We start from the raw sequence: 12,179 nt of genomic DNA, 5'->3' as shown, positions 1-12,179 counted from the left end.
TTGGTGACGCGGCTGGCCGGGGTCCGACCTCCTGATCCCGCCTGATCCGGACGAAAGACCCTAGGCCAGCGTCCCGGTCACCGGCTCCACGGCCGCAACCAGCTTTCCGCCCCGCACGAACGCGTCCGCCGCGGCCAGGTCGGGCGAGAGGAAGCGGTCCGGTCCCGGGCCCTCGACGCCGGCCGCCCGCAGCGCCTCGATGGCGGCCAGGGACGCGGGCGCCGGGCTGAGCCCCTGTGCGGCGCGCAGTTCGATGGCGCGGGTCGCCGCGTACAGCTCGACGGCGACGATCCGGCCGAGGTTCTCGACGGCGGTACGGAGCTTGCGCGCCGCCGACCAGCCCATGGAGACGTGGTCCTCCTGCATGGCGGAGGACGGGATCGAGTCCGCCGATGCCGGGACCGCGAGCCGCTTCATCTCGCTGACCAGGGCGGCCTGCGTGTACTGGGCGATCATGAGGCCCGAGTCGACACCGGCGTCGTCGGCGAGGAACGGCGGCAGGCCGTGCGAGCGGTTCTTGTCCAGCAGCCGGTCCGTGCGGCGCTCGGTGATCGACCCGAGGTCGGCGGCGGCGATGGCCAGGAAGTCGAGTACGTACGCCACCGGGGCACCGTGGAAGTTGCCGTTGGACTCGACCCGGCCGTCCGGCAGGACGACGGGGTTGTCGACGGCGGAGGCCAGCTCGCGGTCGGCGACGATCCCGGCGTACGCGAGGGTGTCCCGCCCGGCGCCGTTGACCTGGGGCGCGCAGCGTACGGAGTAGGCGTCCTGGACGCGCGGCGCGTCGTCCTGGTGGTGGCCGGTGAGGCCGGACCCGGCGAGCACCCGCAGCATGTTTGCGGCGCTGGCGCCCTGGCCGGGGTGCGGCCGGATGGCGTGCAGCTCCGGGGCGAGGACCTTGTCCGTGCCGAGCAGCGCCTCCAGGCTGAGTGCGGCGGTGATGTCGGCGGAGGTGTAGAGGGTACGCAGGTCGGCGAGGGCCATCACGAGCATGCCGAGCATGCCGTCGGTGCCGTTGAGGAGGGCGAGACCCTCCTTCTCACGGAGCTCGACGGGGGTGATGCCGTGGGCGGCGAGCAGCTCACCGGCCGGGCGGACGACGCCGTCGGGGCCCTCCGCGTCGCCCTCGCCCATCAGCGTCAGGGCGCAGTGCGAGAGCGGCGCCAGGTCGCCGGAGCAGCCGAGCGAACCGTACTCGTGCACGACGGGGGTGATGCCTGCGTTCAGCACGTCGGCCATGGTCTGCGCGACCTCGGGGCGTACGCCGGTGCGACCGGAGCAGACCGTCTTCAGCCGCAGGAACATCAGCGCCCGGACGACCTCGCGCTCGACGCGCGGGCCCATGCCGGCCGCGTGCGAGCGGACGATGTTGCGCTGGAGCTGGGCCCGCAGCTCGGGGCTGATGTGACGGGTGGCGAGCGCGCCGAAGCCGGTGGAGACGCCGTAGACCGGTTCGGGTTTGGCGGCGAGCGCGTCCACGATCTCGCGGGCGGCTGCGAGCGCGCTCACGGCGGCTGCGGAGAGCTCGACGCGGGCGCCCGCGCGGGCCACGGCGATGACGTCCTCTGCGGTGGTACCGGACGTCCCCACCACGACTGTGTGCATATCCATATTCAGAAGCGTACGGACTGAATCCCTTCATGTCACTAGTGGTCGTGCAGTTGACCCCTTACCGATCCGTTCGCGGATCCGCCGGTGCCGCCGCCCTCGCCTACGGCCGGCTGCCGCGCAGCCTGCGGCGGTCGTGGGCGGACTTCGGCGGGGAGTCGGCAAGCCGGATGACCTCGCCGTCGCGCCCCGCCACCACCGGCTTCGGCGAGCGGGCCGCCTTCGCCCGGTACTGGGCCGCGTCCGCCAGGCGGAACAGCCGTCGGGCCGAGGTCACCGGCCCGATCGGATCACCGGTCGACGCGATCCCGCAGGCGACCCCGTCACCGTGCTCCAACTCGGCTGCCCGGTCGCAGAGTTCGGTGGCCACCTCGATCACCTCGTCCGCCTCGGGGCCCAGCGCCAGCAGGCAGAACTCGTCACCGCCGAGCCGGGCGGCCAGCGCGTCGGACAGCATCGCACCGCATCGGGAGAGCACCGAGCCGAAACGTTCCAGCAGCCGGTCGCCGACGGCGTGGCCCAGGGTGTCGTTGACCCCCTTCAGACCGTTCAGATCGCAGACGACCAGGCTGACCACCGAGCCGTCGGCGCGGTGCCGCTCCACCGCCTCGTCGAGCCGCGCATCGACGGCCCGGCGGTTGGCGAGTCCGGTCAGCGGGTCGGTGAAGGCGAGCTTGCGGACCTCTTCGAGGCGCTCCGTCTGGGAGATCCCGGCCGCGACGACGGCCGCCAGCACCGTCGCGAAGTCCGCGTCCTCCCGCCCGAACACCGGAGCCCCCACCGGGCGCGCCACATACAACTCGCCCCAGGCCCGGCCGTGCAGCACGATCGGCGCAACCACGCAGCAGCCGCGCCCGCGCCGCCGCAGGGCCGCGACGCGCTGATGGCGGTACACGCCCCCGTAACCGTGCGCACCCGCCACCGCCATGCCGGGCAGGGCGGCGTCCTCGGCATCCGCCGCCCCGGCCGGACCGTCGGCGGTCTCCACCCAGGCGTCCGGCTCACCGCCGCCGGCCCAGCGCTCGTGCAGGAACTCGGTGATCTCCGGGAACTGGTGCACCGGATACGTCTCGTCGTCGGGGAACTCGTCCTCCCCCTCCGCCCGCTCGCCCGCGTTCACCAGCACCCTCAGCCGGCCCGGCCCGCGCTCCCACACCGAGAGTGCGGCGAAGCTGCCGCCCAACGCCTCGCACGCCCCGAGCGCGGCCGCCCGCCAGGTCTCCGGCGGGGTATGCGCCGCCGCCATTGCCTGTGCAAGCGAAACCACGGCCCGCAGCCGCGCATCTTCACCACCCATCGTTACATCGTATGTAGATTTGTGGAGTTTTGATCAAATTAAGGAACGGAACCCTCCGCGCTGCGCGCCGAAGGGGCACGCACCGTCACTCGCCGGGCCAGTTCGGCTTGCGCTTCTCGTTGAACGCGGCGACGCCCTCCGCCCGGTCCCCGGAGAAGGCCACCGACCGCCAGGCCGCGTCCTCCACCTCCAGACCGGCCCGCAGATCGAGCCCGTGCCCGAGCCGCAGCGCACGCTTCGCGGCACGCAGACCCACCGGCGAGTTGGCGGCGATCCGGCCGGCCAGCGCCAGCGCCTGCGTCCGGTCCTGCCCCGCCTCCACCAGCTCGTCGACCAGACCCAGCTCCCGGGCCTCGGCCGCTTCCACCCGTCGGGCGGTGAAGACCAGCTCGGCGGCGCGCGCCGCACCGATCCGGCGCGGCAGCAACTGCGTACCGCCGCCGCCCGGGATGACTCCGACCGAGACCTCGGGCAGCCCCACCACGGCCGTACGGTCGGCGACGATCAGATCGCAGGACAGCGCCAGCTCGAAACCGCCGCCGAGGGCGAACCCGTGCACGGCGGCGACCGTCGGCATCGGCAGGTCGAGCACACCGGTGTAGGCGGCACGGGCGGTCGGCCGCTGACGCATCAGCTCGGCGTCCGTGAACGAGTTCCGCTCCTTGAGGTCCGCACCCACGCAGAAGGCGCGCTCATGGCTGGACGTCAGGACGGTGACCCGGACACCCGGGTCGGCGGCGAGCGCGGCGCAGGCCGCACCGAGCGAGCGGGCCATCTCCGTCGACACCGCGTTCATCGCCTTGGGCCGGTCCAGGACCAGCTCGGCGACATGTTCCTGGCCCTCGTGGACCCGTACGACGACGAACTCCCCGAACCGCTGCTCGGACGTGACGGTCATGGCTGCACCCCTCCGGTTAACGAGCGTTACCGCAGGATCCTAGGCCGCGCCCCGGAAGACGGTGGCGCAGCCGTCAGTGGGCGCTCCGCCGCGCCAGCAGCCACGGTTCCACCACGCCGAGCCCGCGCACCGGCCGCTGCCACATCGGCTGCAGCCCGAACCGGTACTTCGGCACGGCCAGCGGCTCCACGCCCTCCTCGCGCTCCTTCTCCGCCGCCGCGGCCTCCTCGGCCGCCTGCGCCTCCGAGGCGGGGGCATCGCCCGTACGCGTCAGCTCCTCGGCGAACGCGCCGTCCACCAGCACCGCGTCCTTCGGCGCTATCGACGTCAGCCGGCTGGCGAGGTTCACCGTCGTACCGAAGACATCGCCCATCCGCGTCGTGACCGTGCCGAACGCGATGCCGACACGCAGCGCCGGCATCGTCTCGTCCTGGGTCATCGCCTCGATCAGGCGCAGCGCGATCTCGGCCGCCGTGCCCGCGTCGTCGGCGGCGAAGAGCACCTCGTCGCCGAGGGTCTTGATGAGCCGGCCGCCGTGCGCGGCGACCAGGTCGGCGGCGGTCGTCTCGAACGACTCGACGAGCTCGCCGAGCTCCTCCTCCTCCAGCCGCCGGGTCAGCCGGGTGAAACCGACCAGGTCCGCGAAGCCGACGGCGAGCCTGCGGTCGACCATCTCGTCGTCGTCCGCGGCCTGCACCACGCGGCCGGTCGCGGCGGCGAGCTGGCGCCGCCAGACGTAGATGAGGAACTCCTGCAGCTCCGGCAGGAGCAGCTCGACCAGCGGGTACGTGACCTCGGTACGGGTCATGCCGGGCTCGGGCGGCTCGGTCAGCCCCTCGAGGAAGGAATCGATCTGCCACTCCGCCAGCCGGGCGGTGGTCTGCCCGGTGGACCGGGCGACCTGCACCGCCATCGGCTCGCTGAGCAGCCCGGCCTCGACCAGGCCGGCGAGCCGGCGCAGCGCCAGTACGTCCGCCTCGGTGAGCGCCTTGGCCTGCCCGATGTCGGCGAACCCCATGGCCCGCCAGAACCGGGACGCCAGGTCCATCGAGACTCCGGCGGTACGGGCGGCCTGGAACGGGGTATAGCGACGGTCGGCGCCCAGAATCAGCTGTTCCAGCCGGATCGCAAGGGGATCGTCGGTCGGTTCGGCCGTGTGGTCGACTTCGTGATGCGGTGTCGCGTGGACCGAGGGCTCCGGCCGGGGCTCCGCGCCCGCACCGGAGGTCGTGTCGTCGACGGTCACCAGCCGCCTCCTGCCCGTTCCCTGCGCACTGCCCTGCCGATCTGTCGGTGGATCGCCTCAACGATACGGCAGATGTGCGCTACCTCACGTCCCCAGGGCGCCCGGGTACGGGGTTGGCCGGGTGCAGGGGCCGCGGGGGGTGCTCCTCGGTGGGCGGTTTCCACGGGGTGGAGGTCCGGGAGCACCCGGAGAACGGCTGGTGGCGGGCCGGGTACGCGGGGCGGGGGCCCGTGGGTCGTCGCCATCGGGCAGGAAAGGGCCGGGTACGCGGGGCGGGGCTCCGTGCGGGGCCGCCATCGGGCAGGGGGGCCGGGCGCGGCCCGGGAACAGCCGGTGGCGGGCCGGGCGCGTGCGGTGTGGCCCCTGGGGTGCCTTCCACCGGGCAGGGGCCGGGAGCGGCCCGGGGACGGCAAGCGGGGGCCCGGGCCGGGTGTGCTCAGGTGAGGGTGTCGTCCGTACCGCGCAGGTGGATGATGTCGGCCGCCGACAGCGGCTCCTGGACGCCGTCGGCGGTGGACAGGACCAGGCGGCCGTCGCCGTCGATCGCCACCGCCTCGCCGACGACCGACCGGTCGCCGGGCAGCTGGGCCCGTACCGTCCTGCCCAGCGTCGCGCAGCCTGCCGCGTACGCCGCCTGCAGGCCGCTCCGCGCCGCGTCACCGCCTGCCGCACGCCACTCGCCGTACCAGTGGTCCAGTGAGCGCAGCACGCCGCGCAGGAGCGTCTCCCGGTCCGTGGAGACCGCCCCGGCCAGCGACAGCGAGGCGGCCGTCGGGGCGGGCAGTTCGGCCGCGCGCAGGGTGACATTGACACCGATGCCGATGACGACGCCGTTCCCGGCCCGTTCCGCCAGGATGCCGCCCGCCTTGCGTTCCTCTCCCGCGACATCGACCAGCAGGTCGTTGGGCCATTTGAGTGCCGTGTCGACGCCTGCCGCCTTTGCCAGACCGGTGGCGGTCGCGACACCGGCGAGCAGCGGCAGCCAGCCCCAACGGTGGACCGGCACGTCGTCGCCGGGGACGAGGTAGACGGAGAAGAACAGCCCCGAGCGGGCCGGCGCCGTCCAGGACCGGTCGAGGCGGCCGCGGCCCGCGGTCTGCTCCTCAGCGACCAGGACGGTGCCCTCGACGAGCTCCGCCGCCCGTGCGGCGAGGTCGGTGTTGGTGGACCCGGTGGAGTCCACGACGTCGAGCGAGGTCCACAGCGCGCCCGGCCGCAGCAGCCCACGGCGCAGCGCGGGGACGTTCAGAGGCGGCCGGTCCAGGTCCGACCAGCGGTTCGGTGACGCATCCGGAGGTGTCATGCAAGCCACCCTAGGTGTGGCAAACGACGCACTGCCGAACCGTATCCGCGCCGATACGCTACGGATCAGTAGCTGTTCAGAGTCCGACCGGCAGCTGCCGGACCGGCAGTCGCCGCGCACACGGCCTCGCGCGCAGCCGCAGAACCCACCAGTAAGTCGTCCCCGTGACCAGGCAGGGAGCCGCCACCCGATGTCCGAGCCGGAAGAGATCGACATCCACACCACCGCGGGCAAGATCGCGGACCTGCAGCGCCGTATCGACGAGGCGACCCACGCCGGATCCGCACGCGCGGTCGAAAAGCAGCACGCCAAGGGCAAGTTGACCGCCCGTGAGCGGGTCGATCTCCTGCTCGACGAGGGCTCCTTCGTGGAGCTCGACGAGTTCGCCCGGCACCGTTCCACCAACTTCGGCATCGAGAAGAACCGCCCGTACGGAGACGGTGTCGTCACCGGCTACGGCACGGTCGACGGCCGCCCCGTCTGCGTGTACTCGCAGGACTTCACCATCTTCGGCGGGTCGCTCGGCGAGGTCTACGGTGAGAAAATCGTCAAGGTGATGGACTTCGCACTGAAGACCGGCTGCCCCGTCATCGGCATCAACGACGGCGGCGGCGCCCGCATCCAGGAAGGTGTCGCGGCGCTCGGCCTGTTCGCCGAGATCTTCCGCCGCAATGTGCACGCCTCGGGTGTCGTCCCGCAGATCTCGCTGATCGTCGGACCGTGCGCGGGCGGCGCGGTCTACTCCCCCGCGATCACCGACTTCACGGTCATGGTCGACAAGACCTCGCACATGTTCATCACCGGCCCCGACGTCATCAAGACGGTCACCGGCGAGGACGTCGGCTTCGAGGAGCTGGGCGGAGCCCGCACGCACAACACCACCTCCGGTGTGGCGCACCACATGGCGGGCGACGAGAAGGACGCCATCGAGTACGTCAAGTCGCTGCTGTCGTACCTCCCGTCGAACAACCTCTCCGAGGCACCCGCCTTCCCGGAAACGGCGGATCTCGCGACGACCGACGAGGACCGCGAGCTCGACACCCTCATCCCCGACTCGGCGAACCAGCCCTACGACATGCACACCGCCATCGAGCACGTGCTGGACGACGGCGAGTTCCTGGAGACGCAGGCCCTGTTCGCGCCGAACATCATCACCGGCTTCGGGCGCGTCGAGGGCTACCCCGTCGGCATCGTCGCCAACCAGCCGATGCAGTTCGCGGGCTGTCTGGACATCAACGCGAGCGAGAAGGCCGCACGCTTCGTCCGCACCTGCGACGCCTTCAACGTCCCCGTGCTGACCTTCGTCGACGTCCCCGGCTTCCTGCCCGGCGTCGACCAGGAGTACGGCGGCATCATCCGCCGCGGCGCCAAACTGATCTACGCCTACGCGGAGGCGACCGTCCCGCTGATCACCGTGATCACCCGCAAGGCGTTCGGCGGCGCGTACGACGTCATGGGCTCCAAGCACCTGGGCGCGGACATCAACCTCGCCTGGCCGACCGCGCAGATCGCGGTGATGGGCGCCCAGGGCGCGGTGAACATCCTGCACCGCCGCACCATCGCAGCCGCGGACGACATCGAGGCCACCCGCGCCGAGCTGATCGCCGACTACGAGGACACCCTGCTCAACCCGTACGTGGCGGCCGAGCGCGGCTACGTCGACGCGGTGATCATGCCGTCCGACACCCGGGCCCACGTGGTCAAGGGCCTGCGCCAGCTGCGCACCAAGCGCGAATCCCTGCCCCCGAAGAAGCACGGCAACATCCCCCTCTAGAAAGGGTCCTGACCATGATCAAGGTCATACGGGGCAACCCGACCCCGGAGGAACTGGCCGCCGCACTCGCGGTGGTCCAGGCACGCGCCGCGGCCACGGCCGCCGTACCGCCCGACGGGCCGGACCTGCCCGAGCAATGGTCCGACCCCGGCCGCATCGCGCGCCACGACCGGCCCCGCCCCGGCCCACGCGCCTGGGCACGGACCTACTGGCCCGTGTAGGGCCTTTCCGGCCCTGGCCCGTCGGGGTCGATGAGCGTCTTCGACAGGTCCGGAAACCCCGGTGGGGTTCCGGGCCTGTCGCCATGTCGCCATATCACCACGGAGCGATCTGGTCCGTGCGCACGGGGCGGCTGAGTACCCGTACTCAGGCGGCCCGGCAGCGGCCGCAGCAGGATCGGGACCATGCTGTGGTCGGACCCCGAGAACAAGCCCCCCAAAGAGCTGCGCGACGCCCAGGACATGATGCGGCGGGTGGGCCTCGTGCTCGCGTGCGCAATGGTGATCGCGATGTTCGTACTGGGCACGCGCTGAGGCCGTGCCCGGTGCCGGACCTGCCTGCGGGCGCGTGGTCCTGTGACGCGCCCGGTGCTTCTACGATGACCGGCATGACTGATCAGCGCCGACTCGTGCTCGCCTCCGCCTCCCCCGCCCGCCTCGCCCTGCTGCGTCAGGCCGGGTTCGCGCCGGAGGTGATCGTCAGCGGGGTGGACGAGGACGCACTGTCCGCCCCGACACCCGCCGAGCTGGCACTTGTGCTCGCCGAGGCCAAGGCCGCCACCGTGGCCGCCCGGCCCGAGGCGGCGGGCGCCCTCGTCATCGGATGCGACTCGGTTCTCGAGCTCGACGGCAAGGCGCTCGGCAAGCCGGCCGACAGCGAGGAGGCCACGGCCCGCTGGAAATCCATGCGCGGCCGGACCGGCGTCCTGCAGACGGGCCACAGTGTGTTCGACACCGCGACCGGGCGCGCGGCCTCCGCGACCGCGTCCACCCTCGTCCGGTTCGGCGAGCCGACGGACGCCGAGATCTCCGCGTACGTCGCTTCGGGTGAACCGCTCCATGTCGCGGGCGCCTTCACGCTGGACGGCCGCTCGGCCCCGTTCGTCGACTCCATCGAGGGCGACCACGGCAACGTCATCGGCCTCTCCCTGCCGCTGCTGCGCCGGCTGCTGGGCCAACTGGGTTTCTCGGTCACCGATCTGTGGGTCTGAAACCCCCGAACGGGCTAAGGGCGGTCCCAGCATCCCCGGCGGGCGCACGACCACAGCCGCGGCACCTCGCCGCGTTGCCGGAACACCCGAACACGCGCCGTACGAGCACGATCCCCCGCCGTGCGGTGCGCCACATCCGACGCCGCGGCTGATCCACCAGGGATGACGGGACGGCCCCTACGCGGGCGCCGGAGCACTCTCTGCGGCGTCGCCGTTGTCGTCCGGGGCGGCGGTTTCGCTTCCGGTTCCGCTCACGCTTCCGTTACCGTACGCGACCAGCGTGAGCACGATCATGGCGAGCACGACCATCATGAAGGCGAACGCGGCCCAGCCGACCAGGCCCACCGTCAGCGCGCCCAGCACCCCGTGCAGCACGGCGCAGCTGATGAGCGCGATCCGTCCGACGCGCCCGGGAATCCGGTCGCGGATGCCGGTCAGCAGCAGGACCAGGCCGCACAGCAGCAGGTAGAGGCCGGCGACACCGCCCATCACCCATGCCCCGGTGGACATGGCGGCCGGGTCCAGCCCGGCGAGCGACATGTGCTGGTTGTCGACGACCGTCGCCAGGATGCCGTTGAGCAGCACCATGCCCACTGCCTCCCCCAGCAGCACGATCGCGGCCACGAACGCCACCGGTCTGCGCACCACGGCGCTCACCCCTTGTTACCTGTAGTAAGTGCGGTAGCGCGGACCCTACTAACCGGTAATCATTCGGACAAGAGTTCCGGCGGTACTGATCGCCCCGCTCCGGCCTCTCGCGGCCCGGATGCGCTCCACTTGTCACGCCCCGCGTGCGTCGCGCAAAGAAATACCCGCCCATTAGTAGGTTCTCCACAAAGAAACGCCGGAACCCGAGCCTCGATCGAACAGAGACCTGGACCACACCTCGTGGCTACTGTGCGGTCATCGATCCCGGCGTACCGTGGTGTCACAAGGGATTTCGCGCCTCGAGCAAGCCTCGAATCACGCTCCGTGTGGGCAAGCTCACCAATGGGGACGGGTCGTAAGGCCGTGTCGGTAGTCCCTAAACTCAGCTTGTTTCAAGGAGGGAGCCATCGTGCGCAAGGTGCTCATCGCCAACCGTGGCGAAATCGCTGTCCGTGTTGCTCGGGCGTGCCGGGATGCCGGGATCGGGAGCGTGGCCGTCTACGCGGACCCGGACCGGGACGCTCTGCATGTACGTGCGGCCGACGAGGCATTCGCTCTGGGCGGTGACACCCCGGCAGCCAGCTACCTGGACATGGCCAAGGTGCTGCAGGCGGCCAAGGACTCGGGTGCGGACGCCATCCACCCGGGTTACGGGTTCCTGTCGGAGAACGCCGAGTTCGCGCAGGCGGTGCTGGATGCGGGGCTGACGTGGATCGGCCCGCCGCCGCAGGCGATCCGGGACCTGGGCGACAAGGTCGCCGCCCGGCACATCGCCCAGCGCGCCGGCGCCCCGCTGGTCGCAGGCACGCCGGATCCGGTGTCGGGTTCCGCGGAGGTCGTGGAGTTCGCGAAGGAACACGGGCTGCCGATCGCGATCAAGGCGGCGTTCGGCGGCGGCGGTCGCGGGCTGAAGGTCGCGCGGACGCTGGAGGAGATCCCGGAGCTGTACGACTCGGCGGTGCGTGAGGCGGTCGCGGCGTTCGGGCGAGGCGAGTGCTTCGTGGAGCGCTACCTGGACAAGCCGCGGCACGTGGAGACGCAGTGCCTGGCCGACAGCCACGGCAATGTCGTCGTCGTGTCGACGCGTGACTGCTCCCTGCAGCGGCGTCACCAGAAGCTGGTCGAGGAGGCTCCGGCGCCGTTCCTGTCCCAGGCGCAGAACGACGAGCTGTATGCGGCGTCGAAGGCGATCCTGAAGGAGGCCGGGTACGTCGGTGCGGGGACCGTGGAGTTCCTGGTCGGTGTGGACGGCACGATCTCGTTCCTCGAGGTGAACACCCGTCTCCAGGTGGAGCACCCGGTGACCGAGGAGGTCAGCGGCATCGACCTGGTCCGGGAGATGTTCCGGATCGCGGACGGGGAGAAGCTCGGTTACGACGACCCGCCGGTGCGGGGGCACTCGTTCGAGTTCCGGATCAACGGCGAGGACCCGGGGCGCGGGTTCCTGCCGGCTCCGGGCACGGTGACGGTGTTCGCGCCGCCGACCGGTCCCGGCGTGCGGCTGGACGCGGGTGTCGAGTCCGGTTCCGTGATCGGCCCGGCGTGGGACTCGCTGCTGGCGAAGCTGATCGTGACGGGTGCGACCCGTGAGCAGGCGTTGCAGCGGGCGGCGCGTGCGCTGGCCGAGTTCAACGTCGAGGGCATGGCCACCGCGATCCCGTTCCACCGCGCGGTCGTCGCCGACCCGGCGTTCACCAGCAACCCGTTCCGTATCCACACCCGCTGGATCGAGACCGAGTTCGTCAACGAGATCAAGCCCTTCGCCGCCCCCGCCGACGTGGAGGCCGAGGAGGAGACCGGCCGTGAGACGGTCGTCGTCGAGGTCGGCGGCAAGCGCCTCGAGGTCTCCCTGCCGTCGTCGCTCGGCATGAGCCTGGCCCGTACCGGGCTCGCGGCGGGCGCCAAGCCCAAGCGGCGCGCGGCGAAGAAGACCGGCTCCGCGGTCTCCGGCGACACCCTCGCGTCCCCGATGCAGGGCACGATCGTCAAGATCGCCGTCGGGGAGGGCCAGGAGGTCAAGGAGGGCGACCTCATCGTCGTCCTGGAGGCCATGAAGATGGAGCAGCCGCTCAACGCCCACCGCGCCGGCACGGTGAAGGGACTCGCCGCCGAGGTCGGCAGCTCGATCTCGTCGGGCGCCGTCATCTGCGAGATCAAGGACTGATCGGGCGCGAAGCGTTCTGCCGAGGCCCCCG

General features: G+C 71.7%; 11 protein-coding genes. 5 read left to right on the top strand and 6 right to left on the bottom strand.

What is annotated here, in order from left to right; all coding sequences use genetic code 11:
• Positions 1–60: 60 nt before the first annotated feature.
• From hutH to LRD69_RS20560, 5 genes are all read right to left on the bottom strand, one after another.
• The gene (gene hutH, locus LRD69_RS20580) at positions 61–1,611 is read right to left on the bottom strand and encodes a histidine ammonia-lyase (RefSeq protein ID WP_277328019.1); all 1,551 of its coding nucleotides are present in this window, start codon (positions 1,609–1,611) and stop codon (positions 61–63) included.
• A gap of 100 nt (positions 1,612–1,711) precedes the next feature.
• Entirely contained in the window at positions 1,712–2,905 is a 1,194-nt protein-coding gene (locus LRD69_RS20575; RefSeq protein WP_277328018.1) for a GGDEF domain-containing protein, read from the bottom strand.
• A gap of 85 nt (positions 2,906–2,990) precedes the next feature.
• On the bottom strand, positions 2,991–3,803 hold the full coding sequence (locus tag LRD69_RS20570; RefSeq protein ID WP_277328017.1) for an enoyl-CoA hydratase-related protein: 813 nt from the start codon (positions 3,801–3,803) through the stop codon (positions 2,991–2,993).
• Between the two features lie 73 nt (positions 3,804–3,876).
• Positions 3,877–5,049, bottom strand: coding sequence for an adenylate/guanylate cyclase domain-containing protein (locus LRD69_RS20565; protein ID WP_277328016.1), 1,173 nt, complete (start codon positions 5,047–5,049; stop codon positions 3,877–3,879).
• Between the two features lie 436 nt (positions 5,050–5,485).
• A complete protein-coding gene (locus LRD69_RS20560; protein WP_277328015.1) occupies positions 5,486–6,352 on the bottom strand; it encodes a biotin--[acetyl-CoA-carboxylase] ligase in 867 nt (288 codons plus the stop codon).
• A gap of 190 nt (positions 6,353–6,542) precedes the next feature.
• On the opposite strand from LRD69_RS20560, the gene LRD69_RS20555 reads away from it, so the two are divergent.
• From LRD69_RS20555 to LRD69_RS20540, 4 genes are all read left to right on the top strand, one after another.
• Positions 6,543–8,126 carry an acyl-CoA carboxylase subunit beta gene (locus LRD69_RS20555; protein ID WP_277328014.1) on the top strand — a complete coding sequence of 528 codons (1,584 nt, stop codon included), beginning with the start codon at positions 6,543–6,545 and terminating at the stop codon, positions 8,124–8,126.
• Positions 8,127–8,140: 14 nt separating this feature from the next.
• The gene (locus tag LRD69_RS20550) at positions 8,141–8,347 is read left to right on the top strand and encodes an acyl-CoA carboxylase subunit epsilon (protein WP_277328013.1); all 207 of its coding nucleotides are present in this window, start codon (positions 8,141–8,143) and stop codon (positions 8,345–8,347) included.
• 183 nt (positions 8,348–8,530) lie between these two features.
• Positions 8,531–8,659, top strand: a complete 129-nt coding sequence (locus LRD69_RS20545) for a hypothetical protein (RefSeq protein ID WP_277328012.1) — start codon at positions 8,531–8,533, stop codon at positions 8,657–8,659.
• Between the two features lie 65 nt (positions 8,660–8,724).
• Positions 8,725–9,336, top strand: coding sequence for a nucleoside triphosphate pyrophosphatase (locus tag LRD69_RS20540; protein WP_277328011.1), 612 nt, complete (start codon positions 8,725–8,727; stop codon positions 9,334–9,336).
• Positions 9,337–9,513: 177 nt separating this feature from the next.
• Here LRD69_RS20540 and LRD69_RS20535 read toward each other — a convergent pair whose 3' ends face one another.
• Positions 9,514–9,981: a hypothetical protein gene (locus tag LRD69_RS20535; protein WP_277329809.1), complete on the bottom strand. Its 468-nt coding sequence runs from the start codon at positions 9,979–9,981 to the stop codon at positions 9,514–9,516.
• Positions 9,982–10,393: 412 nt separating this feature from the next.
• Here LRD69_RS20535 and LRD69_RS20530 point away from each other — a divergent pair, with 412 nt between their 5' ends.
• Positions 10,394–12,148 (top strand): biotin carboxylase N-terminal domain-containing protein, encoded by a 1,755-nt coding sequence (locus LRD69_RS20530; RefSeq protein ID WP_277328010.1) that lies wholly within the window; start codon positions 10,394–10,396, stop codon positions 12,146–12,148.
• Positions 12,149–12,179: the final 31 nt, after the last annotated feature.

This window comes from Streptomyces sp. JH14 (genome assembly GCF_029428675.1).
In the GTDB taxonomy this organism is placed as follows: Bacteria; Actinomycetota; Actinomycetes; order Streptomycetales; family Streptomycetaceae; genus Streptomyces.
Note: the sequence above shows the minus strand (reverse complement) of the source record. Positions and strands in the feature narration are given on the sequence as shown.